The organism is Paenibacillus sp. FSL R7-0048 (assembly GCF_038004505.1).
In the GTDB taxonomy this organism is placed as follows: Bacteria; Bacillota; Bacilli; order Paenibacillales; family Paenibacillaceae; genus Paenibacillus_AQ; species Paenibacillus_AQ odorifer.
The window spans coordinates 2528001-2551547 of record NZ_JBBORF010000001.1 but is presented as its reverse complement, the minus strand read 5'-3'; the positions used below and the strand labels follow the sequence as shown (position 1 = coordinate 2551547).

Here is a 23547-nt window from a genome sequence, read left to right as displayed (position 1 = left end):
CTTAGACTTTGATCTAGACAACAAACTTTATTGGATTCGAGCATAGTTGCGCGTGCGATGGTGCTATCGGACTCTGCGGGGCGAGTAGCTTAGAAGCAAACGCAGTTCGCTATTGCAGATAACGACGGGTCGAAACACAGATTAGTATTTCGCTAATCAGCGCGTGCGAAGGCTCTATCGGACTCCGCTGATCTTATTCGTGGTTTTAGAGCATATTGGATTCTATCGGACCCAGCTGACCTTATTCGTGGCTTTAGAGCACATTTGGATTCCTATCGGACCCCACAGTCGCTATTGGCATAAAAAACGCCAATTGTGATCCTTTTTCCATGCTATAGCTGCACTGGGGTCCGATGCTACGCTCAAAAGGTGATAAATGCGCAAATAGCTTCATCTGAGTCCTTTAGCCTCAGGTGATGATGATGACTCCGCGGGGCGAGTAACGTAGAAGCAAAACACTAATTAGTCTTTCCCCAATCTGCGCGTGGAAAGACGCTATAGGACTCCGCTGACCTTATTCGTAGCTTAGAGCACATTTGGTTTTCTATCGGACCCCGCTGACCTTATTCATGGTTTTAGAGCACATTTGGATTCTATCGGACCCAACTGACCTTATTTGCAGCTTTAGAGCACATTTGGATTCCTAACGGACCCTACAGTCGCTATTGGCATAAAAAACGCCAATTGTGATCCTTTTTCCATGCAATAGCTGCACTGGGGTCCGATACTACTCTCAAAAGGTGATAAATGAGCAAATAGCTTCATCTGGGTCCGTTAGCCTCAGGTGATGATGATGACTCCGCGGGGCGAGTAGCGTAGAAGCAAAATACAAATTAGTTTTTATCCAATCTGCGCGTGGAGACACTATCGGACTCCGCGGACCTTATTCGTAGCTTAGAGCACATTTGGTTTTCTATCGGACCCAGCTAATCTTATTCGTGGCTTTAGAGCAAACTTGGATTTCTATCGGACTAACTGACCTTGTTCGCAGCTTTAGAGTACATTTGGATTCTATCGGGCCAACTGACCTTATTTGTAGCATTAGAGCACTTTGAATTCTTGTCGGACCCCATTGACCTTATTCGCAGCTTTAAAGCAGATTTGGATTCCTATCGGACCCCACAGTCGCTATTGGCATAAAAAACGCCAATTGTGATCCTTTTTCCATGCAATAGCTGCACTGGGGTCCGATACTACGCTCAAAAGGCGATAAATGAGCAAAAAGCTTCATCTGGGTCCGTTAGCCTCAGGTGACGTATCTTAAGGATACCTTCCTCTTTCGCACTACCGTCTGCTGAAAAACATAAAAAAAGGATTATAAACCTGCTACTAGAGCAGTTCTATAATCCTTTTAGCTATGCGGTCAAGAGGACTCGAACCTCCACGATATTGCTACCACTGGCACCTGAAGCCAGCGCGTCTGCCAATTCCGCCATGACCGCGTATTATAATGACTCGCTTATTGCGGTCACAAGATAGATCATACCACGCTGAGAATCCAACGTCAATATATTTTTGCCGTTTTCTTATCATTCATTAATTTATGGATAATTATTGCTTTTGTTGCCGAATATAAGGTATAATGAGAACAAAAGTTCGCATAATATAAATGAGGTGATTTATAATGGCGACTACAAAGCTAAACACATCCATTATTGATGAAGAAGTAACTAAAGAAGAACTGTCCCTGGTCAGAAGCTATTTGCTGCTAACGTTTATTCATAAAGTTTTCGAACGTGACTGCCGTGTAATCAGTAGAAGCGGCCTGTTTAAGACCCCTCAGCTATATATGGAGCTCGTATCTGGTGCCACTAAGAAGACGTCACTAATGCTTCAAGAGGTTACGCGCGAGCTGAGCTCCCATGATTTGAAGATTACAACCGTTCGCCAAGATCAGCGAGGAGTCGAAGCCTTATATTCCTGCAGAGGATTTCAAGGAGAGATGAATATATTATGGCCAGGCTTCCGTAGAGAAATGATGCTGCGCATGCGCGCGTATCTTGGACTGTCCACAGAACTCTCCATACTCTCCAGAGAAGAGAATGCGTCTGAACTTGCTCTAACTATATAGTCCCAAATGACATTACAGAAATAGCTCCCGCCCAGTAGGGCGAGGAGCTGTTTTGTATTATGAAGATTATTACTGCGGATATTATTACTGTAAAAATTATATATTATCCGGATCTTGTCTTGGTTCGCTAAATGGCTGGAATATATAATTGCGATCCAGCTTCACTACTCGTCTATTCTGACGACGTATCATCACCTGAGAATCATCCCAAGCAAGAACTATCCCTTTTACATCGTTACTTTCCAAGCCATCACGCACTACACGAATTTTCTCACCGGAAATCCGATAGGCATCCAATTGCTCATCGCTAATCATCATTAATCCCTCCTGTCATAGCTTGTCCTATTTAGTCTCAGAAAAAAGACCCAAATGATAAATCATCTGGGTCTCATGTAGGCAATTAACGACTTGCATGTCTACTAAAGCATTCTTATATCAGCGCTTCATTCTTCTCAAACCAGAAGTCAAGAACTTTAGCGGACATCACACGTTGCTCCAGATACTCCACTTGGTTAGTTGTGAATTTCTCCCTCCACGGGAAGGATAACTCTTCGCATAAACCTTTGATTGTCAGAAGCTCTGACCAGGCTACATAGCGTTTGTACCAAAAAAACTGAGGATGTTCAATCATATAGGGATACAGATCGTCGAATTCCGTGTGTTTGCAATCCAGCGCACGCTCGAAATGATCCTTGGCCTCGGTTAATTTATCAATAAAAAATTGTTCAGTCACCGGTTCTTTCCCCATTGTGACGCCTCCTCCCTATGTCTAATTTTTATTATAAAGGAAAATCCATAGGGTGAAAAGCAGTTGTTTAAAAAATAGGCCTGTTCTTATTACCAATTAGGCTATTCCCCAAATTCGATGGTGCCTCCATTTAGAGAGGTAATTCTTACGAGTGACTCCAGACGAATGCCTTGCTCTCTGATCGTCCGAGCCCCTGCCTGAAAGCTTTTTTCTACTACAACACCAAGACCAACTAGCTCAGCGCCAGAACGTTGAATGATCTTAATCAATCCACGCGCTGCATCACCATTGGCAATAATATCATCAATAAAGAGGATTTTATCCTCTGGAGAGATGAACTGGCGAGACAACATAATATCGGTAACGATACCTTTTGTAAAAGACGGAACTCTTTCGCAAAGCGCATCCGGATCAGCTAACAGTGTTTTTTTGCGGCGTGCAAAAACTAGCGGCACCTTTAATTCATACGCGGTGGCAAATGCCACGGCAATGCCCGAGGATTCAACGGTCACAATACGTGTAATTCCTGAGTCCGCAAACCTCCCGGCAAACTCCCGTCCCATTTCCATCGTAAGCTGTGGATCAACCTGATGATTTAGCAGTGCATCCAGCTTCAGCACCTCATCCGAAACGACGACACCTTCTTCCAAAATCCGCTGTTTCAACACTTCCATGACTTTGAACCTCCAATACCCTTTATAATCGCAGACATTCCGTACAAATTAATCACTGATCATAAAGCAATTACGACGGAAGTCATGTCCTACTGATCCTCATCATAACCTGTACTATACAGAGTACACAAGGTTATCCTGCATAGCACTCGTTATGATTTTTCTTTAGCTTCGTAAAACTATTAGGAGGGGAGCCATGAAATCACATGTCCGAACATTACAGATCGCTTTCACTTATATTGGCACCATTGTAGGAGCCGGATTCGCCACCGGGCAGGAAATATTAAAATTTTTCACACGTTACGGGCACTGGGCAGTCCTGACCATCCTGCTCTCAACTATATTGTTCATATGGCTGGGTACAAAAATGATGGTCATTGCTCGGCGAATAGAAGCGGAATCCTATGAGGACTTTAACCGTCACCTCTTCGGGGAACAGGTCGGAAGCACCATCAGTTTGTTCACGATGGTCGTCCTGATCGGAGTAAACAGTATTATGCTTGCAGGGGCCGGCGCTATTTTTCAGGAGCATCTCGGACTTCATTATCAGACTGGACTACTTATCACATTGCTTGGTTCATACTTTCTGCTAAAACGAGGGATTTCCGGTATTCTGCAAATGAACAGTATTGTTGTTCCTTTAATGCTTACTCTGTCACTTATCATTATTTTTAATACTTTTCAAATTCCGGGAGCTGGACGGTTCCTGTTCCTTGATAACCATCGCTCTCTCTTTGGGGCATGGATGTCACCGCTGCTCTACACCGCCTTTAATTTAGGGATGGCACAAGCTGTTTTAGTCCCTATGGCTCGTCACACAGAGGAAGAAAAATCCCTTGTATGGGGCGGTATTATTGGGGGTACCGGGATTGGTTTTATGTTGATTGCCGCACATTTCGCAATGAGCTCACAGATGCCAGGGATTCTCAAGTTTGAAATTCCGATGGGCAGCATCGCCGTCCGGTTGGGTACTGTAGTGCAAACTATATATCTGCTGCTGATCTTTTTGGAGATCTTCAGCACTTTTGTCGCCGATATCTATGGAGTAGCTGTACAGCTTAAGCAACGGCTTCCCCTATCAACCGCATTGATTACACCACTTCTGATGCTGGTCTGCTATTTACTGAGCCAGTTCGGCTTTAGTTCACTGCTCTCCGTGTTCTACCCAATCTTCGGAGGCTTATCACTGGTCTGGGCTGTCAAGCTGCTGCGCACGCCATGGTCCTCTCCACCAGGTAGTAATACTTCATCGAACTCAAAGGAGAAGGGGAACAGTCTCGTATCCGTAAAACCAATCACCCGAACTACACGGAAATAACCGCTGCTGTAGGAATCATACGTGCTGCCGCTTCCGCCACATGCTTGTGACAGGTCATCATCACAATCTGGCGGGAGATCGACAGTTCTCCAAGAAGTCCAAGCGCAGCATGAAGACGAGACTCATCAAAGTTAACGAAGAGATCATCGAATAACAGCGGCAGCGATACTTGCCGTGACATGGTCTCTGCCAATGCCAGCCGGATGGCAAGATACAGCTGTTCTGCCGTCCCTCGGCTGAGCAGTCCACTGTCCAGCAGTCCCCCGTCCTTGTGTTCAGCTTTCAGCTCTTTATGCCCTAGTGTCATAACAACCCTTTTGTATTCCCCTTCCGTCAGCTTGGAGAAATAATCTGAGGCAAGCAGTAATACCTGTGGCTGCTTCTCCTGCTCATACACACGGCGAGTTCGCCCGATTAGTTCGGCAGTTATCGCTGCCACTGCATATTTATCAGCCACGATCCGCAAGGCTGCTCTCTGCTCTTCCAGTTGCTGAATAACGGAATCCTCCACGCAGCGCTCCTTCAAATACTCCCTTTCCTGAAGCAGCTTGCCTCGTTGCTCCAGCAGGGTGTTCCAACCCTCTTCCTGCCGTTCCATCAATTCTTCAGCCGATGACCGCTCCAGCTGCAATGCTTCCGCATCATGATGATTTAATAATTCCAGCAGAGCAGCAACCCGCTCCTCCTCCCAACCACCGAACATAGCAAGCTCCCACTGGCGAATCGATTTATTCAGATCACTGCGCCGCTGCACAGCTGCTGACCTGCGTAAGAAATCCTCTCCACCAGTCGCCCCGCCTTCCTGTATCAGAAGCTCACGATGTTCTCTCAGCTCACCTAATATCCTGTGGCTCTCCTTGAGTTCTTCATCCACATCCTGCAATCTTGACTGCATAGTTTCCCGGCGAATCAAGTCCTTTTTCAGATCATCCCATGCTCTTTTTCGCAGTTCCAGCCAGCTTAGTAAGGTTAATGCAGATACTCGTTTCCCCTCTTGCGGATCTATTTCAAAACCAGCTGCCGCTACACCAGACTCGTCGCCAAGATCAGCACCCGACTCATAAATAAGAGCGAGCAGCTCCTCCTCAAACACGTTACATTCTGCTTCCAGCTCCTTCAATCGTAAGGAGAGTTTATTCTCTTGGCGCAGCAGCTCATTCCCTTGTTCAACCATAGCAAAAATATCCGGCAGCCCTTCAGGAGATAATCCTTCAGGCAACCTGCGTTGGCAAAGCCATTCTTCATATTGCTCAGCCGTTTCCGTGAATGCCGCCTCCGCCCGGTGCATTTCTTCAGCGAGCAGCTTCTCTTGGCCTGCCAGCGTCTCCAGCTCCGTGCGGCAGGCATCACGCTCGGCGGCATAGCGTTCGATGCGCTGCCGCCAAGCTGACCAAGCCTCCATGAGCCTGCGAAGCTCCCTCATGGAGGCCTCCAGCCCGCCTGCGTCAGGGCTGGACCCCGGGGCGGCCGTCCGCCGCCCCGGCACAACGCTCTCCGGCTCCGCCCCGGAGAGCAGCTGCCCCCGCAGCCGCAGCATCTCGGCTGCGGCTGCGCTGACGTCCCCGCCATGCTCTGGCGGGGACGCTTCCACCCGGCGCGCTCCGCGCAAGCCGGCCCAAAGGGCCAGATCGGCCGCGCCCAGCAGGCCGATCGCAAGCACGGCGCTGGCCGGCGGAGCACCGGTCAGCCACAGCGCTGCGGGCAGCAGCACGGTTAGTGCTGCCCCGGCCCACAGCAGGCGCCGGTAGAGCGCGGCCATGCGCTTCGCGCCAAGGCCGTCACTTCCGGCGCCGCGCGCTGGCCCTTCGCTGAGCTGCGCTTCGCGCCAGCGTTCGGCCGCCTGCTGCAGCTCGTCCCACAGCTGCAGCACTTCACGGGCGCTGCGCGGAGCCAGCTGCGCAAAAGCTTCCGCGCCGGTAGCGTGCTCACGCGCCAGCGCCCGTTCTGCTGCTTGGAGCGACGCTGAGGCAGCGGCCAAACGGGAGCGCAACGACTGCCGCGTTACACCCTCCGCCTCCATGCGGCGGTCATAACTAGCGAACGCCGCCGCAAACTTCCGTGCAGCTTCACGATCCGCCGCTGTCCCAGAGAACGAAGTCAGCTCTGCAGGGCCCCAGCTCACATCAATGCCGCGCAGAATTCGCCGCAAATGCTCATTCAGCGCCGTTAACTCTCCCTCAAGCCGTTGTCTTTCCGTTCTACGATTCTCGTAACTGCTCCGATGCCGGTCCAGCCGCTCCAAAGCAGGCCCCTGCGCTGCTAATACTTCATCTGGAGGGTTCTTTGCCAGTTCAATAGTAAGCTCGCTTAGAAGACGTTCATAACGTACTACTGATCCCTGTGCATTCCGAATTTCTCCTTCAAACGCCTGAAAGCGAGTTGCCCCTTCTTCAGGAAAGGCTGAAATCAATGGCAATCCTTGCAGCTCTAGCTGAGCCTCGCTCCATTTTAACCACAGCTCACGGACTTCCTGTGCTTTTCGAAACATCACTAGCTGCTCTCCAGTGAGCTTGCGCTGTTGCTCCAATTCATCTAGCTCCGACTCCGTTACCCTCAATGCCACTATATTATCGTTATATCGCGGAAGATAAGAACGGCTCTCAACCATTTGTCGCTCAAGCTTTTCTATGGCTTGCACAACTTTTGCTGCTTCTTGCAGCTTGCCACGAGGTTTGTACAGCTTCTCAGCTTCCTGCACCAAACGGCGTTCCGCACGCATGATTGCACCGCCACCGCCCATACCTGCATGAAAAAGAAAGCTGCTCATCTCCTCAGATTGAAGGGCAGCAAGCTCCTGCAGCTCGTCCAGTGAAACTGCGAACAATTGCTGGAACATACTCCTAGAGATCCCCCCAAGTAAATGTCGTTCCATTTCAGCTTGTCCCAGCTCTTGAGTCATTTCATTTGGATGATTTACTGTAATGTTCAGCTTTTCATTTCTTCCTGATCCCTCAGCACCTGAAGCAAAACGGCGAATGGTCCACAAACCATCATTACTGTCACGTATCTTCAAGGTTCCCCCATGCAATCCGCCTTGCAAAGGTTCATACCTTTCCAAGGGATTTCCACGGCTTGGAATTCCAAACAGCATAGAGCGTATGAATTGCAGTGTCGTACTTTTTCCTGCTTCATTACGCCCATAAAGTACGGTCACTCTCTGCGTTAAATGAATCTCTCGATTGTGAAGACGCCCAAAGCCATTGATATGCAAATGTTCAATTCTCATCGTTTTGCCCTCCGGCTTGTTGATACGAAAGACTTTCCGCCGCTTCAACAGTATCATCCATCCCGCCAAGCATCGTGATTCCCTGCTCTGCTGAACCACGTAGCCAGCTCAACTTCTCTTCTTGACTAGTCATAGACAACAGCTTTCGCAGCTCCTGATTCTCCAATAGCGGTTTAAGCGCACTATTTAATAGTTCTTCGAGCGCTTCCGGGGAATGTTCCGTATGCTCTGCAATGCGCAGCATTTCTCCAAGAAAACTATCCTCTTCCAATAAGCGTTGGCGATCAATAGCTAAACCGGACTCTATAGCGAACCCTTCCGTCCAGACAAGCCCTTTGTAATCTTTACGCTCAGCCCTAATCGCCTCACGGCGCTGGAGTTCAGACAGCAAATCCTCTGCTGCCCCTTTTTCAGCCAATACTTTATGTACGTCCCCTCGCCCAATCAGACGAAATCTGACCACCGACATGAGCTCCGGGAGCTCCGCGCGGATGTCTTCAATAACCTGCTCCACTTTCTGTATCCATTCTGCTTCATTGCTTAATCCTTCTATAGATAAGTCTCTAACCTGCCAGCGGACGAAATCAAGTTCATGAAATTGCAGAGTGGATCTTCCAGCCTCATCTACATCCACAATATAACAGCCTTTAGCTCCGGTTTCCTTAATGCTGCGCCCTTGTATATTGCCTGGATATACAATCACAGGCTTCTCATGCAGTACACTACGTTTATGAATATGTCCAAGCGCCCAATAATCAAACCCCCGTTCGATAAGGTCCCTGCGACTGCAAGGAGAATAGGTCTCATGCAGCAAATCACCGTCTACATTGCCATGCAGCATCGCAATATGAAACAGGCGGCTGCCAGGTTTACGAGAAAAGGTTACAGCTGTGTTGTTCGTCACTTTCGCCGTTGGGTAAGAGATTCCACTAACGATGGCAACTTCTTGGCCATCTATACGGCGGCAAGCTGTAGCGTGATCTGGCTTCTCTCCGCCAAATACGGTAACATGCTTTGGCATTTCCGTTGTCAGACGCAGTCCGTCAAGCGGATCGTGGTTGCCATGAATCAGGAACACGTGAATCCCGTGCTCACCGAGTTCTTTGAGCGCTTCCTGAAATCGCAGCTGTCCCTGTAATGATGCATCTGAAACATCATACACATCTCCACTAATGACAATAAAATCAACATTCTCTTGGATCGCAACGCGGACAAGCCGCCCGAGGGCGGCAAAGGTAGACTCACGTAAATAAGCACGAATGGCTGGCGAAATATGCGCCAGCCCGGCAAAACGGCTATCCAGATGTAAATCAGCAGTATGCAGAAAGCGAAATGGAATCATAGGTGCTCACCCTTTCGTTCCTGAAGGATACTGTAAATAGGTTTTTTTAAGTTCATTAGCAACTCGTGTCAACGAATATAGGCTTTTGGCTTTATCCCATGCGGAGCGCGAAAGCTCATAACGATAAGCCGGATCAGATATCACCTTCTCTAATGCATCAGCAAGAGCAATCTCATCGTCAGGACTGACCAATAAACCATTCACACCATCTTCAATCTGCTCCGGTATTCCGCCCACATTTGTCCCCACTAAAGCCAGGCAGCTAAGTGCCGCTTCCGCAAACACTGAACCGAACGCCTCCGCCCGAGAGGGCAATACGAAAATATCAAAGAATGGCATGAATTCTTCAGGGTGCAGCGTATATCCGTAAAAGATCGTTTCATTATAGATCCCTAAATGCTGGGCCATCTTTTCCAGATCCGCACGTGAAGGACCGTCGCCAATAATATGCAGTACATACTCATGGCCGCGATTTTTAAGCTCCGCGCAAGCGTTGAGTAATATATCTATTCCTTTAGCCGGAACCAGACGTGTCACGGTCACTAGCTGCGGAATAGCGTTATCATGCGGAACAGGCTTAAATCTTTTTTCATCAAAACCATTCGGTATAACACCTATATTAGAAGGATCAATAATATAAGGGGCCACATACTCTGCAAAAGATCGCGACACCGTCATTAATCGATCACTAACATGCTCAAGTTCACGATAAAGTGAGACTAGAAAACGATGCTCCAAGCCATCCTCGGAAATCGCTCCATTTAGAATCAATTCTCGCTCGTAACTGGAATGCAGGGTATGAATTAACGGAGTATCAGGGAAAACTTTTTTCATCGCTAAGCCAGCAATCGGATGATGAGAATGAATAAGATCATAAGGCTTACTCATCCGCAGTTTTGTCCACCATAAATAATCACGATAGGTCTGAATATATTTCTGAACGATCGGACTTTCTCCATACTGCGTCCAATCAAACGTCTCGAATATTACTTCCTCATGCCCCTTATTGCGAATCCGCTTAGGCAGCCAAAACAAATCCATCTCCCAACGGCTTGAACGGAATCTTTCCTGAAGATAAGGGATCATAGATGATACACCACCGGGTTGCTCCGGCGGGAAGAAGAGCGCTTGCAGCAAATTCATATGGTACATCCCCTTTACAATTGCCCTGTGTACTGTAAGACTTGGCAATTATGATATAGTTGAATATATGTAGAATTTCAGGTACGATTACGTTCCCCATACCTTGATTTTATCGGTATAAACATGAAACAGCAACTAAGAAAAAGGAGAATGAGCTATGAAGGAAGAACAGCTGCCTGCCTCTTACACCGCATCTATTAAAGAAATGCTGGGGCAAGAGGCAGATGCTTTTCTAGAAAGTTATTCAGCGCCACGAACTCAAGGACTGCGCTTTAATCCGCTAAAAAGCACCTCAGCCATAGGCCAAGTTGCGGTGGACCGTACAGTCTCACAATTTAATTTGAAGCCTATCCCATGGTGCCAGGGCGGGTTTTATTATGATGAGTCCGCTCGACCAGGCAGACATCCTTACCATGCCGCTGGACTATATTATATTCAGGAGCCTTCCGCAATGTCCGCAGCTGAACTGCTGGCACCTGAACCCGGTGAAACCGTCCTCGATCTTGCAGCAGCCCCTGGAGGTAAAACTACGCATATCGCTGGTTTAATGCAGGGACAAGGCCTCTTAATCTCTAATGAAATCCATCCGGAACGCGCAAAAATTCTAGCAGAGAACGTTGAACGTCTGGGCATTAAGAATACCCTCGTAACCTGTGCAACACCAGAACAGCTATCTGCGCGTTTCCCGCAAGCTTTTGACCGAATTATGCTGGATGCTCCTTGTTCTGGAGAAGGCATGTTCCGAAAAGATCCAAAAGCCATTCAAGAATGGTCTCCTGCTCATGTAGTTATGTGCGCAGCGAGACAATGGGATATCCTGCAAGACGCCTACATTATGCTTAAACCAGGGGGTACTTTAGCTTACTCTACCTGCACCTTTAACCGTCAAGAGAATGAAGAAACCATTGCTCGATTGACGGCTAGTTACCCCGATATGGAACTACTCACCTGCAAACGCCTTTGGCCGCATTTAGAAAAGGGCGAAGGTCACTTTGTTGCACTCCTGCGTAAGCAAATTGACACTGTATCCGTGAATGACGATGCCAACCGCAACGCCAAAAAACGCCGAAGCAAAAACAACCCAAAAACTAATTCTTCTGTACGTGATGCCTACCAGCTTTTTCAAGACTGGGCTGCGGTAGAACTGCCTGGTCTTTCATGCCAAGGTGTACCCCTGCTCTTCGGCGAATCTCTTTATTTGCTACCAGAATCCTTTAATGGCAACCTCCATGCCGGGCTGCTGGACGGACTGCGTATTCCACGAGCTGGACTACATATTGCCCATTTGAAGAAAAATCGGATTGAACCTGCTCATGCATTAGCTATGGCACTTCAGCCCCTACAAGCATCACGAAGCTTTGATCTCAGCAGTGAGGGCCCGGAAATACATGCTTGGCTCCGCGGTGAAAGCCTGCCTGTCCCCAGCGAATTACATGGATGGACACTTGTAACTTTAGATGGTTTGCCAATTAGTTGGGGCAAGGCGAGTTTAGGCCAGCTTAAAAATCATCTTCCTAAAGGATTACGTATCCTAAAAGCCCATATTGACGAGCAATAGGCCATAGACCAGTGCAACAGGCCCTCTTCGGCATATGATGTCATTATCTCAGAAAGCTGCGACACCAGTCACAGCAATTGAGAAGAAGACATAAGTTGAGGAGGAATAAATCATGGGTGAATTTCAAGGAGGAGCTTTCACTTCGACCGGAGCGATTTTGGTACTTTTCATCTTGCTGGTCATCATTTCCCGTTCGTTGTTTGTTTAAAACCTTCCCGGCTTAATTAGCTGGTGAAACGAAGCGGCTGTGTCGTCCTTTTTTGGGGCGGTGCGGCCGCTTTATTTCTTTCCGACATAACATCTCCATTTGTTATTCTCGTGAATATTTACCGTTTGAAAGCCCGATTTCCGTAATAACTGCTCCATCTCTTCGTTCTTAGTAAATTGCTTCATATGATAATTGATTTTATAGATCTCAGAAATAATAACAAATGTACCGCCTGCTATCAGCACCCTAAATGCTTCACTTATATCGTGTTCGAGGTCCGGCCAGAAATAATGCGTCTGAATCGCTGTGATCGTCCCAAAAAATCCATCGTTGAACGGTGATGCTGGTATGTGCCTGATTCATGATTTTGATCATGATATTTCCTACGAACCCTCTAGGATTCTTGGCTTGCTCAATCAGCGCATTCAATAAACCCATATTTGTACCTCCCAATCAATTGGCCATACCAGCAGCCTGATCCCTTGATATATGTTCCGTAAGATTTTCTGCTGTAACTGCCCACTTATCTGCTTGATACTCTATTTTATGAATACTAGTATATGAAGTCGGGAAATGAGCATTCTTATTCGTCCACGTTAGCCCTTTTAAAATATGGTATATAACATTAATTACGCCACCATGAGTGACCATAATTACATTTTCATTTGGATCAGTACTCTCCAGTTCATTACATAGTTTTGAGAAACTTGAACTTATTCGCGTAAAAAATTCCTGGGGACTTTCTCCTCCTGGAAATCTCTCATCCATTCTTAAAGCCGAGAAATAAAGACCCGGGTATCGTTCATTTGCGATTTCATGGGGCATTCCAGCGATTACACCATTGTTCGTTTCTCTCCAATACTGGCTGCTTTCAATAGGCAAATTAAGCTCTCTGGCGATCTCATTTGCTGTATCTAACGCACGTTGCAAATCACTACAAAGAATACGGGTTATGTTAAAGCTAGTTTGATTTTCCTTAAGATAATATCCAAGACGTTCGGCTTGTCTATATCCCTCTACTACAAGTCCACGTTGACTCCAACCCCCACGAAAGCCTTCTTCATCTATTCCATGCCTTATAAAATATATAGCCATCGATTGTATACCTCCTGAACAAGATTGTTATACATTTGCATTAAACTTCGAAAACGCTTGTTTTTTAAGTTGATCCCAATTGGGCGTTGCAATGTTTGCTTGTTGCTTCAAAATATCAAATGAATCAAACAAAGCTGCTATTTCGCTGAAAGAACCGTCCACTAATTTCATAAACGGTAATTTATGAATTATTGTCAGACCATAATATACAGCCTGCTTGTGCTTTCGAACAAAGTTAACTTGCCCTGCTGGAGTGACAGTATAACCTAATTGCTCCATGATTTGAAACCCCTCGTCCATTACTGAAATGGCTTGTCTTAATAGCTTCTTATCTTTGGATACCTTTTTCAAATCCCCGTCATGCAGATAACTAAGGGAGTTCAAAGCCACTATAGGCACGATATGACTTTTGAGCCAAGCATCCATATCCTCATGATAAGTTAGCTTATACTTAACATTTTTAAACGCATCATCCAGTACAGGCTTTATTGGAATCTCACCGTCTAAACTGCCAAGTACCATTTGCCCTCCTGCGTGTATTTTGATAACGCGACCGCTCGTTTCCCGAATTCCTGCACTAAGCTGAAATCCGAAGAGTATATTTTTCCTCACATTGCTCATTTCCTGTAGATCCTTTTGCATGCCAGGAGCATCGCCATTGTTCCCCACAAGAATTATATTCTGACTCTGATTCTCAGCTAGAATAGGTAGCACAGATGGAAAATCATTATATTTCATAACAACAAAAATAAGATCATAGAGATCATCGGATCGAAGCGTAGAGATGACCTTTACTGTATCCACAGTGTTTTTAATTTGAAAATAATGGCGAAGCACAAGTCCGTCTTTCGTCAATTGCTCTGCTCGCTTTCCTCTGGCAAGCATGGTGACATCATTTCCCCCACGCACTAGAACATGTGCAAGATAGCTGCCTAATACTCCCGCTCCAAAAACTAAAACTCTCATATTTAACTCCTCTATCCCTTTTTAGACATTTGTTGAATTTTGATCAACTGTTCGATAAAATTAGATTATCACATCTCCGGTAGGGTTCAATCGTTAGTTTGATCGGGTTTGTTGATTTTTCAACAGAATACAATACATTGTCTAATAAAAAGGGAGTCTTACCATGGACAGAAGAATTAAAAAAAACCAAACAGCCATCATGAATGCATTAATTCAACTGATGGCTGAAAAAGATTTTGAAAAAATAACGATCAACGAAATCGCAGAGCGCGCTGATGTAAACCGCGGAACGATTTATTCCCATTATGCGGATAAATACGATCTGATGGATAAATGTCTGGAGGCTCAGCTCCGGCAACTAATCGAAAGCTGCTCCGCAGTGGAGGATGAAACCGAACCTAATCCCTCGAAGGCGTCATTGCTCCGCACGCTGGAACAATTGGAGGAGAATGCTCTCTTTTATAAGACTTTATTAAGAAACAAAGCTTTACTCTCCTTTAGAAACCAATTACAAGAAATGATAAATGAGCAGATTAAGGTACAATTTTCAGAAAACAATTTTAACCTGGATGAGCTGAGTAAAGATATATCTGTGCAATTTTTGAGTTCGGCGACTGTCGGAGTGATTGAATGGTGGTTTACTCATAGTAATCCTTGCTCTGCAAAAGAGATCACTGAAAAGTTATGGTCCATGCTCGATCTAAATCTGCAGATGATCCGTACTCAAGCTTGAATATGCTCTCCCGTATCCATCTCATAAATGGAGCTGATGATTTTTTCAATGGGAATCTCCTTAATAGATATATCAAGGATCTCTACCTTTTCGCTAAGAATATGCAGAAACTCACCCATTTTACATTGCTCAGTATCGATCAGCAGCTCCACTTCGTAATCCGATATTCTTTCCGATATCAGAGTCCCAGGCAGATCAATATCTCCAATAGTTGTGGCGGCTGAAAGCCTAACTACTTTTTTGGCGCCCAGATGCAGTCGAAGTTCAGAAAACTTGTCGTCATATACTTTTTTCCCTTGATGAATTATAAGTACTCTTTGAACCAAACGCTCTACATCTTCCAAGTCATGTGTTGTCAGAATAAATGTGGTGCCTTCCTGATTCATTTGCTTAATGAATTCTCTGATTCTTTGTTTAGCTATCACATCCAGCCCGATCGTCGGCTCATCCAAAAAAACCACAGGTGGTGAATGAAGCATCGCCATAATAAACTCGCATTTCATTCGTTCTCCCAGGGAAAGGGTTCGTGTGGGTTTAGTGATAATATCGCCAATCTCAAACATGTTTACAAATCGGTCTAGTCTTGTACGAAAGTCGTTCGTAGGAATATCATAGATTTCCTTGTTCATATAAAAGCTATCCAATGGGGGAATGTCCCATATTAACTGCGATTTCTGTCCGAACAATACCCCGATTTGTTTTACATATTGATTTTTCTGCTTATGAGGGTTGTACCCTAGAACATTTATTTCACCCGAGGTAGGATAAAGAACGCCTGTCAGCATTTTAATAGTCGTAGATTTCCCCGCACCGTTTGGACCCAGAATCCCAATAATTTCTCCTTTTCCAACACTGAACGAAAGATCTTCTACAGAGGTAATGATCGATTTTTCACGGTGAAACAGACTTTTAAATACACTTTTTGCATCTTGTCCACGGTGATAGGTTTCGTATTGCTTGGTTAAGTTCTTGACGGTAATAATGTCCAAGTGAAATTCTCCTTCTTAGAGCTAAACTAATCTTTTATCCTCCGGCGCTTTTGTAACTGCGAAGCATGTATGTATAGAGCCAAATTCCGAAGGCAGCAAATAACACACAAGGGATAATCGCTATAAAAAAATAGGGTTCCCATCGGCCAATCAGTGTAGATGCTGGAAAGTAAGCAATCATGGAAACCGGAAACAGAAAAGAACTCACGGCTACGACTGCTTTAGGAAAAATCGTCCCTGGATAACGTCCAAAAGACTTAATGCTCTCAAACATCTCCGGCAAGCGGGAATTCGCTACCCATTTGAAGGAAATCGCTGCCACAATAAGCGCCACGCCGAACATAACAAGCAGCCCTGCGCCAAACAACAACAGGAACAATAACCAAGAGCCGATGGTCATCCCATCGATTCCGCTAAGTGCGTATACGAACATGATTACTCCTCCGCCTAAAAGCCCGATACTTTCGAACTCAAAAGATCTGGCCAACAGCAGAAAAAGGCTCGAGGTCGGTTTAATTAATACCACTTCCAAAGTCCCTTCTACAACATGAGACATCGTATTCCACATAATTCCGTTAAAAAAAATCCCGGCACAAGCCGTAGACAGAATAAAAACGGATTGAATCAACAGCGCCTCTTTAAAGGTCCAACCTGCAAATGAAGCATTCGAATTATAAATGAATACCGTTACTAGAGGAAACAGCACATTCCCTATGAGCATGATAAGACTATTAAGAATAAAATTAACACGATAAGTGATAGCAGAAGCAATATTTGCCTTCATGCAGGTTTTATATATTTGATACATACGTTTCATGCGCCCACCCCCGTAAAATGCTTAAGCGACACCGCATACAGCACCCGGCAGACAACTCCGGCAATAATTACCGCTATGAGCTGCAGCAATAACACTTGAGGAATAGGTAAGGTTATATCCGCTAAAGTATAGCTACCTGTATAGACCATTGCAGGAAGAAAGGCCGTATATTGAAAGGGTAAGAAAAAGGACGCCATTTGTAAGGATTTTGGGAAAAATACTAATGGAATCAGCGATCCTGAAAATATCCCTTCGCAAAGATTAAAAAAATTACGAATACTAGAGGATTGCACCATCCAAAAGGCGACCATTCCAATACTATAATGAATGAAAAAATTCATCATAAACGCCATAGCTATCGAAAGAATCGCGTATAGTAAATTTGCGGGTAAGACATCAATATGAAAAATAAAGAAAAAGATCATAAAGCAGGGTAAAAATTCAAATAAAAGCCCAAGTACCCTATGCCCTGCCTTCTGAGACAAAGCAAAGAACATATGATTTAGCGGTCTTAACGAAAACGTAATGAATTTCCCGGTGCGAATAAGCATTTGTAAATTCCAATCGGCAAAATCCATCGTCAAATAGTTGATCAACATCGTAGCACAAAAATAGGAAAGCATTTGGGAGAGTGACATCCCGTTGATGTAAGATTCCCCGCTATAAACAGCGCTCCATATATAATACTGCACTAAAAAGTACACTGGGCCTACAAAAATAGAAACCATCGAATGCGTCCTGTACGCACTCCATTCCTTATAAGTAACAAAAGCAACCGCCCTCATAATGCGAAAGCGGTGCTTTATCATCTCAAACATAAGTCACATCCTGCCTATCTATAGATATCACAAAAAAAAGTCTTTTTCTTATTCGAGTCCGGACCAGATCACATTGTGGGTGCCAAATACCGCTCTACCGTCCCATACCCCTTTGTGAAAAGGAAGATACCAAACGGCAATCAGCTTTTCAACCGGGTCAACGAATAAGGCACAGGCCCCAGCCCCTTCGTGAAAAAAAGTGCCTTCAGAGTAAGAAGTACTCACATTATAGCGAAGGTCTGGTCCCAGTCCGTATGGTCGATCCGCTCCTGCATCTCCCCATGCATAGTTTGGGATTTTCTCAGAATTAAACCGCTTGGTCATTCTTTGTACCGCCATACGGCTTAAGATATGACTCCCTTCGTATTGCCCTTGATTAAGCAGCATAATTCCGAACTTTTGCAGATCAGCAACTGTGGAATATAACCCACCACCAGTTTCGGGAACGTTGATTTCTTCCTCAGACCTTTGTCCCGCATCCGTAATTTCCCCGTTTTGCAGCTTCTGAAGATATTCCTTAGCCCTTTCCGAACGAATGGCGATCCTACCAGCTTTTTCTGCTGGTATATCAAAGAAGGTATCTTTCATGCCTAACGGTTTTACAATGTGGTCCATTATGTATTTTTCTGCAAAAACACCTGTTATTTTCTCGATAATTGCGCCCAAAATCGCGTATCCAAACGATGAATACATCCATTGAGTCCCTACCGGAAAATGAATCCCTTTAGATAGACCGGCTTTAATCCAGTTTTCTTTTCCAAGCTCTGATTCAAAAATATACCACCATGCACTTTTATAGTAAGTATCACTTATAGTGCCAGGATCGGGAGCGATGCCAGAGGTATGAGTCAGTAAATGTGCAATGGTAATCGGCTTAAAAGGGTCGGCATCAAACTCTGGAAGAATAGAACTCACAGGCTGCCCCATAAAAATCTTACCATCATCCGCAAGCTGCCAAATCGCTGTCGCCGTAAACAGCTTCGTAATTGAAGCAACACGAAAAATTGTATCCGTTTTCATTTCCTGGGTGCTTTCTTCTTCGTAACTGAAACGACCTCCGGCAGCACTAGCAAAGATTTTCCCGTAACGACTAAGAGAATAAATATAACCATCGACTACTTTTTTATCACAGAGATCCTCATAAAAATGATTAACTACCTCTAAACGGTCCTCCCTGTAATTCACTTCGTTCAGCTTGCTAAGCTCTGTGGATGATAACATTATTCGCACTCCCCCTTATTATTCAATAAAATACATGATGCATAAATATCTTGCAATAAAACCCAAATAATTGAAAGGGTGATTTTACATATAACTATTTTATACTGCTCCAATAATTCTGTAACAGCAATGCTGTAATCTCGTTAACGGTTTGTCGTTAGAGATTTAACTAGTGCCATTCCACTAACCAGACCAAATACTATTCCATCATGTATGCTTGCAAACTTGTAGATCTCGATATTCGAAATGTTAAAATACATTACTAAAGTTGGATACATAAGCAGAAGAAAACTTGGAAGAAACACAATAAACAACAGAAGCCAATTAACAACAAAAGCTTTAGGTAATCCTTCTAATAATGCCAGATAGATTCCATAGACAAACGGGACAATAGCCGTGATCCATACAGTATTTTCTAATTGATAGTTCTTTTGTGCCTCTTCAGTGTAATGACTAATTAGCGAGTTTCCATAATGTAATAAGAGCGCCCCCACTATGATCCAGACAAGATAATATAAAAGTTTTGAATTCCGCATCTTCATGAAATCACTCCATTTCTTTTTATATAGTTCATTAGAATTAGAATGTCTCCATTTAACTTACCATATAATCCATACTTTGGATATTACATTAAAGTAAACTGGCCCTAACTAAAAAGGCTACCTCTCGGCAGCCCTTAATTGAATTCCAACTCCCCTGAAGGATAAGTTTATCTGCGAGGCATGGTGACGCCAGCTTTGTTATTATATTTTTCCGTAGCTTCCTTGATGACATCGTTGCCTCCCTTAGAAAGCCACTCTTCCACAACCTTCGGCCAGTCGCTGATAGGTTCCTTGCCATATACCATCTTTACCATGTGCGTCAGCAGTACCGGAGGAGCCGTGTCCGAGTTAGGTGCAATGTCTGGATTCTTCACCAAGGCATCTAGCCGAGGGTCGAACTGAATTCCGTCACGGCCTTCGTTAGCCAGAATAGTATCGTATACATTGATCAAGCTTCTACCTTCTTCTGTCATGTTAAGGACACCCTTATTATAAGTAGTATCCTGCACCATCCAGAGGAATGACTGGCGGTAGCGCTCCTCATCTATAGCGGCGGAATCCGCAGGAGAAGTGTATACGATTTTGCCGTTCTCTTCCTTATAGGTTTCGTCCTTAATCCCAAAGGTAAAGAAGGTTTCTGCCTCTTTGCTCAGCATCCAGTCAAAAAATTTCACAATATCCGCAGCATTCTTCGTACCTTCCTTAATAAAGTAGGTGCGCGTGGCGGAGCCGTACAAGTAGGAGCCTCCTTTTCCATCAGGTCCCACTGGCGAAGGAATAATCTCCAGCTTGGCGGATGGCGTCGTAGCCTTCAGTTGCTGCTCCCACTGCAGAAGCTCGTTGGCATTCATCGTCCACATGCCCGCTTTGCCTGAGAGAATCGCATTTTTGTAGTTGGTCGGGTTAATGGTGGCAAATTCCTTGTTGATCAAACCCTCTGTATACATGGTGTTGTAGGTTTGTAACGCCTTCATCATATTTTCGCTATCCATAAACTTCGGCTGAACCTGGCCGTTTACTTCCTCGAACATAGTCAGATACGGAAAAACATCATAAGCGCCAAAGAAAGCATCCGCATATTTGAAGTCTTGACGGCCCATGTACGGGTTCTCTATCCCCAGCTTTTTGAAGGCACGCAACACAGTCAAGTACTCATCGACCGTTTTTGGAACCTGCAAGCCGGTTTGATCCAGCAGGTCCTTGCGAATCCAAGTCGCCCGGCGGGAGGGATTGGACAGAAACTCCGGTATTGCATAAATTTTTCCTTGATAGGTGACGTTCTCCCAAGCTTCCTTTGGGATTACTTTCAAAAGGTTCTGGCCGTTTTGCTGCAGCAGATCATCCAAGGGCATGAACACACCAGCTTCAACAGAACCAGCCATCTCCTTGCCATTTACGCCGCCCGAACCTTGAACGACATCCGGAATATCATTAGTGGCGAACATCTGCACCATTTTCTGCTCGAACTCTTTATGAGGAACCAACACTATATCCAAGTCTGTGTTTGTCATCTCCTCCAGCTTTTTCACCCATTTGTCCTTATTCAAGTCGGGTGATTTCTCAACATAGTTAAAAGCCAGCGTCCGCATCGAGATCGAGAATTCAGTTTTCTGCGGCGTATTTGACGCGCCTCCGGCAGTCTCTTCTTTGTCCTTGTTCGAGCAACCTGCAATAACGGTAGCACCCATTACGATAGCCAGACAGATGCCAATCCATTTTTTCATAATATAACCCTCTCCTTGTACAATGGGGTGTATACGTAAAATGAAGATATCTTAAGACTAATAAGCTTTTGGGATCTCAACCCGGTGGGTAATTCCCTGATTCGTAAAGTAGACATGAACCCCATGGTCCTGATCGTCCATAAAGTACGATACGTAATCCCGGCTTCCTGCTTTTTGGGGAATCAGAAGAGTAACGATCCGATGGCTTACGGCCTCTTGAGTAGAGGCAGTCAAATGCCAATGCTCGGGCAGCCCTTCCCATTCTTTCGGATCTACATCTGTAAATTGATTGCTTTGGCTGAGTGTCATTTCTCCCGAGGAACTATAGACAAATCTGCCCTCCAACTGAGCTTTTTTACCATGTACTTTAAAAGATTGATCCTTCAGCTTCATGGGATACAGCGTATGAAACAGCCAATCCAATTTTCCCGGACGTTCCAGCTCGACACTGTCTGTGATAACGAAGTAAGCGTTATCAAAGAAAAATATTTCCCGCACATACCGCTTGATATAGGGCACATTCTCGCGGTAGGCTTCGGTGGCATCCATTTGCGTGTAGTTGATTCCGGGCGTACTATACGCCTTCAACACCTTGCCGTAGGCTGCCATGTTCTTCGACTTGTCCGTGCCAGCATATTGGCCTTTGCCGTCAATAAGAATTGCGTTCTTGGAGCGGGTCTGCCTGCGCCACTGCATATGCATCGTACTGTTGAATGCAACGTAATAGCCGCTTTCAATAGCCAAGGGCTCGCCGAAGGCATGCAGCAGGAAGGCGTTTTGATCCCCATGGCTATGGCTCACAGAGCCGTAACGGCTGCTCTTGGTCAACAGCATGATATGTTCCTGCGGATCCTCCATCCGATGATGCATGGCCACCCATCCCACATCCTGAAACCACTTCAAAGGTTCTGCAGCCACCGGTGGCTCTGAAGAAATCTGCGGATAATCTGTGCGATAAACCATCTCATCGAACCGGAAATCCCACCAGCCGTAGTTATAGAAGATCATCTGGGTGTCAGGGTTCAGTTCCTTAGTTTGCTCAAAATACCATTGGTACTGGCCATTCCCGGTTAAACCCGCGAATTGACGGATATTGAAGCCCGTTTTGAGATTAACCGGATCTCCCAGTGACGATTGATCGCCGAAGCTGGCCCTCATGGTATCCGGACTGAAGCAATAGAGCGGAAAGTCACCTGTTTTGCGAAAGAAAGGACGGTCATAGAAATTGATTGCCATGTATTTGCGAATTAGATTGAGCGCCTCCGTAACGAATGCCATCTGAGTGGTCCAATACATCGGACCTTCGGCCCACCCGCCGTCTTTGCCACCCCATGGGGTATACATGGCGGAGAAGTACTCCAGCGTATAATCAAGCCATTCCTGCGCCTTCTCCTCCTCACCCAACATGGAAATACAACAGGGTACGAGTACAGAGGATAAAGAGCGGATCGCATGGCTGTCATAAGGAACTTGATGGATGCGGGAACGTTCGATGACATGGAATGCGATCTGCCCGGTTCTTCGCAGTAGCGCCTGCCTTACCTTAAGGCGTTCTTCTTCCGTCAGAGAGCCGTGAAGCCAATCATAGCCCCATGCCAACGCTCCGGCTATGCGAAAGGAGCATTCATCGTTGTAATCCCGGCTGGTGGTACCATCTGTGTTCCAGCTTGCAGCATGAAGCAGCCACTCTTTAGCTTTGGCGATAAGCGCCTCGTCCTCCAACACAACTCCAGCTATAGCAAGATGCCGGATAGCATAGAAGACTTCCTGGCAGTCCATATACATCTGCCGCCATAGTGTGGCGACACGCTTATTATCTGGATACGGTGCAGGCTCGGGAATAAGCTCGCGCTTTGTCCAGGGTAGAACGGAATGCTTCAGGAAGTCTTCCCAGCCAGTTGAAATCGGGTCTTGGCGGACAACTTCCCGGTAAAACGGAAGTTGCTCCGCTTGAAGCCAAAGCCGCGGATGGTTGGCGGAAGCAGCTGAATATCGTTCTGTACGGGAAGGCAGTGGCGTTAGCGGCAATTCATCCTCCACCACAAAAGCTCTTACTTTACTCCACTCGGAACGGATATCATTCTCCCCGATAAGACTATATCGCCAATAATACGAGCCGGGCGCCAACGGCTTATCCGGGGTAAACAAATTATAGGGAATTCTACTGTAGGTCAATGTGCCTTCCGGCTTAAATTCAGTGTTTGAGGAGATCTGCAGCTCATACATACTCTCTTCCAGACATGCAGGCATCCAAGTAAACCGCGGAGGATTCTCTCCAACATCTGTATGTTCATCTGGCCCATATGACAGGTCGAGTACGCCGCTGGTAGGTTGAAATAAAGGTTCTAACATCT

General features: G+C 45.7%; 22 protein-coding genes and 1 tRNA gene. 5 read left to right on the top strand and 18 right to left on the bottom strand.

The features are described from left to right. Positions 1–1358: 1358 nt before the first annotated feature. Positions 1359–1442, bottom strand: a tRNA-Leu gene (locus NSQ91_RS11120). A gap of 182 nt (positions 1443–1624) precedes the next feature. Between NSQ91_RS11120 and NSQ91_RS11115 the strand changes: the two genes are divergently transcribed. After that, positions 1625–2071 carry a hypothetical protein gene (locus NSQ91_RS11115; protein WP_051491615.1) on the top strand — a complete coding sequence of 149 codons (447 nt, stop codon included), beginning with the start codon at positions 1625–1627 and terminating at the stop codon, positions 2069–2071. A gap of 96 nt (positions 2072–2167) precedes the next feature. On the opposite strand, the gene NSQ91_RS11110 is transcribed toward NSQ91_RS11115, so the two are convergent. From NSQ91_RS11110 to NSQ91_RS11100, 3 genes are all read right to left on the bottom strand, one after another. After that, entirely contained in the window at positions 2168–2386 is a 219-nt protein-coding gene (locus tag NSQ91_RS11110) for a hypothetical protein (protein WP_076186635.1), read from the bottom strand. A gap of 115 nt (positions 2387–2501) precedes the next feature. Next, the gene (locus NSQ91_RS11105; protein ID WP_036689410.1) at positions 2502–2819 is read right to left on the bottom strand and encodes a hypothetical protein; all 318 of its coding nucleotides are present in this window, start codon (positions 2817–2819) and stop codon (positions 2502–2504) included. A gap of 101 nt (positions 2820–2920) precedes the next feature. Continuing rightward, on the bottom strand, positions 2921–3493 hold the full coding sequence (locus NSQ91_RS11100) for a xanthine phosphoribosyltransferase (protein ID WP_038569895.1): 573 nt from the start codon (positions 3491–3493) through the stop codon (positions 2921–2923). 196 nt (positions 3494–3689) lie between these two features. Here NSQ91_RS11100 and NSQ91_RS11095 point away from each other — a divergent pair, with 196 nt between their 5' ends. Next, complete coding sequence (locus NSQ91_RS11095; RefSeq protein ID WP_076304820.1) at positions 3690–4811, top strand: YkvI family membrane protein; 1122 nt, start codon at positions 3690–3692, stop codon at positions 4809–4811. On the opposite strand, the gene NSQ91_RS11090 is transcribed toward NSQ91_RS11095, so the two are convergent. From NSQ91_RS11090 to NSQ91_RS11080, 3 genes are read right to left on the bottom strand one after another with little or no spacing between them, the layout of a single operon-like run. Next, entirely contained in the window at positions 4798–8037 is a 3240-nt protein-coding gene (locus tag NSQ91_RS11090; protein ID WP_076304819.1) for an AAA family ATPase, read from the bottom strand. The genes NSQ91_RS11095 and NSQ91_RS11090 overlap by 14 nt on opposite strands. Then, positions 8027–9379 carry a metallophosphoesterase family protein gene (locus NSQ91_RS11085; protein ID WP_076218090.1) on the bottom strand — a complete coding sequence of 451 codons (1353 nt, stop codon included), beginning with the start codon at positions 9377–9379 and terminating at the stop codon, positions 8027–8029. The genes NSQ91_RS11090 and NSQ91_RS11085 overlap by 11 nt, the downstream gene beginning before the upstream one ends. Positions 9380–9385: 6 nt before the next feature. Continuing rightward, positions 9386–10522, bottom strand: coding sequence for a glycosyltransferase family 4 protein (locus tag NSQ91_RS11080; protein WP_076191391.1), 1137 nt, complete (start codon positions 10520–10522; stop codon positions 9386–9388). Between the two features lie 157 nt (positions 10523–10679). Here NSQ91_RS11080 and NSQ91_RS11075 point away from each other — a divergent pair, with 157 nt between their 5' ends. Both NSQ91_RS11075 and NSQ91_RS11070 read left to right on the top strand, forming a co-directional pair. Next, on the top strand, positions 10680–12080 hold the full coding sequence (locus NSQ91_RS11075; protein ID WP_076304818.1) for an RsmB/NOP family class I SAM-dependent RNA methyltransferase: 1401 nt from the start codon (positions 10680–10682) through the stop codon (positions 12078–12080). Between the two features lie 112 nt (positions 12081–12192). Continuing rightward, on the top strand, positions 12193–12288 hold the full coding sequence (locus NSQ91_RS11070) for a sporulation protein YjcZ (protein WP_081383126.1): 96 nt from the start codon (positions 12193–12195) through the stop codon (positions 12286–12288). A 71-nt stretch (positions 12289–12359) separates the two neighbouring features. Here the strand turns inward: NSQ91_RS11070 and NSQ91_RS32005 are convergent, their stop codons facing one another. From NSQ91_RS32005 to NSQ91_RS11055, 4 genes are read right to left on the bottom strand one after another with little or no spacing between them, the layout of a single operon-like run. Then, positions 12360–12590: a hypothetical protein gene (locus NSQ91_RS32005; RefSeq protein WP_370510793.1), complete on the bottom strand. Its 231-nt coding sequence runs from the start codon at positions 12588–12590 to the stop codon at positions 12360–12362. Next, positions 12544–12726 (bottom strand): hypothetical protein, encoded by a 183-nt coding sequence (locus tag NSQ91_RS32000; RefSeq protein WP_076191385.1) that lies wholly within the window; start codon positions 12724–12726, stop codon positions 12544–12546. Before NSQ91_RS32000 ends, NSQ91_RS32005 begins: the two co-directional genes overlap by 47 nt. A gap of 15 nt (positions 12727–12741) precedes the next feature. Beyond that, positions 12742–13383 (bottom strand): histidine phosphatase family protein, encoded by a 642-nt coding sequence (locus NSQ91_RS11060; RefSeq protein ID WP_076304817.1) that lies wholly within the window; start codon positions 13381–13383, stop codon positions 12742–12744. Between the two features lie 27 nt (positions 13384–13410). Next, the gene (locus NSQ91_RS11055; RefSeq protein ID WP_076304816.1) at positions 13411–14349 is read right to left on the bottom strand and encodes a ketopantoate reductase family protein; all 939 of its coding nucleotides are present in this window, start codon (positions 14347–14349) and stop codon (positions 13411–13413) included. Positions 14350–14512: 163 nt separating this feature from the next. Between NSQ91_RS11055 and NSQ91_RS11050 the strand changes: the two genes are divergently transcribed. Continuing rightward, the gene (locus NSQ91_RS11050) at positions 14513–15082 is read left to right on the top strand and encodes a TetR/AcrR family transcriptional regulator (RefSeq protein WP_076304815.1); all 570 of its coding nucleotides are present in this window, start codon (positions 14513–14515) and stop codon (positions 15080–15082) included. On the opposite strand, the gene NSQ91_RS11045 is transcribed toward NSQ91_RS11050, so the two are convergent. The 7 genes from NSQ91_RS11045 to NSQ91_RS11015 form a co-directional block, all read right to left on the bottom strand. Continuing rightward, positions 15073–16071 carry an ABC transporter ATP-binding protein gene (locus tag NSQ91_RS11045; RefSeq protein WP_248549246.1) on the bottom strand — a complete coding sequence of 333 codons (999 nt, stop codon included), beginning with the start codon at positions 16069–16071 and terminating at the stop codon, positions 15073–15075. The two genes, NSQ91_RS11050 and NSQ91_RS11045, sit on opposite strands and share 10 nt — an antisense overlap. Before the next feature lie 34 nt (positions 16072–16105). Then, positions 16106–16888 carry an ABC transporter permease gene (locus NSQ91_RS11040; protein ID WP_036689373.1) on the bottom strand — a complete coding sequence of 261 codons (783 nt, stop codon included), beginning with the start codon at positions 16886–16888 and terminating at the stop codon, positions 16106–16108. Then, positions 16885–17706: an ABC transporter permease gene (locus NSQ91_RS11035; protein ID WP_076191374.1), complete on the bottom strand. Its 822-nt coding sequence runs from the start codon at positions 17704–17706 to the stop codon at positions 16885–16887. The genes NSQ91_RS11040 and NSQ91_RS11035 overlap by 4 nt, the downstream gene beginning before the upstream one ends. 48 nt (positions 17707–17754) lie before the next feature. After that, positions 17755–18927: a serine hydrolase domain-containing protein gene (locus NSQ91_RS11030; protein WP_076191371.1), complete on the bottom strand. Its 1173-nt coding sequence runs from the start codon at positions 18925–18927 to the stop codon at positions 17755–17757. Positions 18928–19070: 143 nt separating this feature from the next. Further along, positions 19071–19463 (bottom strand): hypothetical protein, encoded by a 393-nt coding sequence (locus NSQ91_RS11025; RefSeq protein WP_340917750.1) that lies wholly within the window; start codon positions 19461–19463, stop codon positions 19071–19073. 173 nt (positions 19464–19636) lie between these two features. Then, positions 19637–21193, bottom strand: a complete 1557-nt coding sequence (locus NSQ91_RS11020; protein WP_076304813.1) for an extracellular solute-binding protein — start codon at positions 21191–21193, stop codon at positions 19637–19639. 57 nt (positions 21194–21250) lie between these two features. Beyond that, positions 21251–23545 carry a DUF4962 domain-containing protein gene (locus tag NSQ91_RS11015; protein WP_076304812.1) on the bottom strand — a complete coding sequence of 765 codons (2295 nt, stop codon included), beginning with the start codon at positions 23543–23545 and terminating at the stop codon, positions 21251–21253. Positions 23546–23547: the final 2 nt, after the last annotated feature.

Bases quoted from the DNA above. Each gene is read 5' to 3' on its own strand.
- NSQ91_RS11115 (WP_051491615.1), top strand. From the start codon at position 1,625: ATGGCGACTACAAAGCTAAACACATCCATTATTGATGAAGAAGTAACT.
- NSQ91_RS11110 (WP_076186635.1), bottom strand. From the start codon at position 2,386: ATGATTAGCGATGAGCAATTGGATGCCTATCGGATTTCCGGTGAGAAA.
- NSQ91_RS11105 (WP_036689410.1), bottom strand. From the start codon at position 2,819: ATGGGGAAAGAACCGGTGACTGAACAATTTTTTATTGATAAATTAACC.
- NSQ91_RS11100 (WP_038569895.1), bottom strand. From the start codon at position 3,493: ATGGAAGTGTTGAAACAGCGGATTTTGGAAGAAGGTGTCGTCGTTTCG.
- NSQ91_RS11095 (WP_076304820.1), top strand. From the start codon at position 3,690: ATGAAATCACATGTCCGAACATTACAGATCGCTTTCACTTATATTGGC.
- NSQ91_RS11090 (WP_076304819.1), bottom strand. From the start codon at position 8,037: ATGAGAATTGAACATTTGCATATCAATGGCTTTGGGCGTCTTCACAAT.
- NSQ91_RS11085 (WP_076218090.1), bottom strand. From the start codon at position 9,379: ATGATTCCATTTCGCTTTCTGCATACTGCTGATTTACATCTGGATAGC.
- NSQ91_RS11080 (WP_076191391.1), bottom strand. From the start codon at position 10,522: ATGAATTTGCTGCAAGCGCTCTTCTTCCCGCCGGAGCAACCCGGTGGT.
- NSQ91_RS11075 (WP_076304818.1), top strand. From the start codon at position 10,680: ATGAAGGAAGAACAGCTGCCTGCCTCTTACACCGCATCTATTAAAGAA.
- NSQ91_RS11070 (WP_081383126.1), top strand. From the start codon at position 12,193: ATGGGTGAATTTCAAGGAGGAGCTTTCACTTCGACCGGAGCGATTTTG.
- NSQ91_RS32000 (WP_076191385.1), bottom strand. From the start codon at position 12,726: ATGGGTTTATTGAATGCGCTGATTGAGCAAGCCAAGAATCCTAGAGGG.
- NSQ91_RS11060 (WP_076304817.1), bottom strand. From the start codon at position 13,383: ATGGCTATATATTTTATAAGGCATGGAATAGATGAAGAAGGCTTTCGT.
- NSQ91_RS11055 (WP_076304816.1), bottom strand. From the start codon at position 14,349: ATGAGAGTTTTAGTTTTTGGAGCGGGAGTATTAGGCAGCTATCTTGCA.
- NSQ91_RS11050 (WP_076304815.1), top strand. From the start codon at position 14,513: ATGGACAGAAGAATTAAAAAAAACCAAACAGCCATCATGAATGCATTA.
- NSQ91_RS11040 (WP_036689373.1), bottom strand. From the start codon at position 16,888: ATGAAACGTATGTATCAAATATATAAAACCTGCATGAAGGCAAATATT.
- NSQ91_RS11035 (WP_076191374.1), bottom strand. From the start codon at position 17,706: ATGTTTGAGATGATAAAGCACCGCTTTCGCATTATGAGGGCGGTTGCT.
- NSQ91_RS11030 (WP_076191371.1), bottom strand. From the start codon at position 18,927: ATGTTATCATCCACAGAGCTTAGCAAGCTGAACGAAGTGAATTACAGG.
- NSQ91_RS11025 (WP_340917750.1), bottom strand. From the start codon at position 19,463: ATGCGGAATTCAAAACTTTTATATTATCTTGTCTGGATCATAGTGGGG.
- NSQ91_RS11020 (WP_076304813.1), bottom strand. From the start codon at position 21,193: ATGAAAAAATGGATTGGCATCTGTCTGGCTATCGTAATGGGTGCTACC.
- NSQ91_RS11015 (WP_076304812.1), bottom strand. From the start codon at position 23,545: ATGTTAGAACCTTTATTTCAACCTACCAGCGGCGTACTCGACCTGTCA.